This window comes from Vibrio sp. 10N.222.46.A1 (assembly GCF_041473595.1).
In the GTDB taxonomy this organism is placed as follows: domain Bacteria; phylum Pseudomonadota; class Gammaproteobacteria; order Enterobacterales; family Vibrionaceae; genus Vibrio; species Vibrio tasmaniensis_A.
This window is the reverse complement of sequence record NZ_JBFRSN010001416.1, coordinates 1-799: the sequence shown is the minus strand read 5'-3', so window position 1 is coordinate 799 and position 799 is coordinate 1. Positions and strand designations below refer to the sequence as shown.

General features: G+C 43.6%; 1 protein-coding gene. It reads right to left on the bottom strand.

Features of this window, described 5'->3' with window-relative positions; genetic code table 11:
* Nucleotides 1-541 (bottom strand): formate/nitrite transporter family protein (locus tag AB4496_RS27020; protein ID WP_372133000.1); only part of this gene is annotated, 541 nt, incomplete at its 3' end.
* Nucleotides 542-799: the final 258 nt, after the last annotated feature.

Genomic DNA, 799 nt, shown 5'->3' with positions numbered 1-799 from the left:
TTGCTAAACACACTAGTAAGTTACAAAGCACACCCAAAGCGAAAGCTTGAACAGGGCTGTGGTGTAGCTTGTGTTGAGCAATGTTTAGAGCGTTTAAGCCCCATTGCCCGCCATCCAGTTGATATAAGCCTGCTGCACTTACCAAAGCCAGTAGGAACATTGCACCGATAAAGTTGCCTACATATACCTTGCCCCAGATAGACAGCATCTTGGTGAAGGTTATCTGCTTATTAGCCCATGAAATGCTTGATAACACCGAACTGGTAAATAGCTCGCCACCACAAATAACAATCAGGATTAACCCCATGCTGAATGCAAGACCACCGGCTAAGCGACTTAATCCCCATCCTGCATCAGCGCTACCTGTGGTCACCGTGATGTAGAATAAAAAAGCAAGCCCGATGAATGCGCCAGCCATGATTGCCAAACTCAATGTCATGCTGCTGGTTTTATTTGCTTTGCTTAATGCAAATTTCTCGGCTTCCGCCATCATTTCTGTTGGCGAGAACAGTTGCTGATTTTCAGAAGTGCTGGTTGCCATATCCCCCCCTTGAACAATCCGTCATGTGTAATTCCTAGTGTTAATGACTTGGTTAATCCGTAATGGTTAATCATGGTTAATCAGTAATGTTTTGCAGGGCTCGTTGTGTCCTGCCATTCCAGATTAGGGGGTTGAGGGGTAGAGGTAAAATTGATAATTTTTAGAAACCACATCAAAAATATTGATATAGATTTGGTTAGGCGTAGAATGAAATTGATTGCTCATCGGCTTAACAAAAACGAGCAGCAGGACATAAGT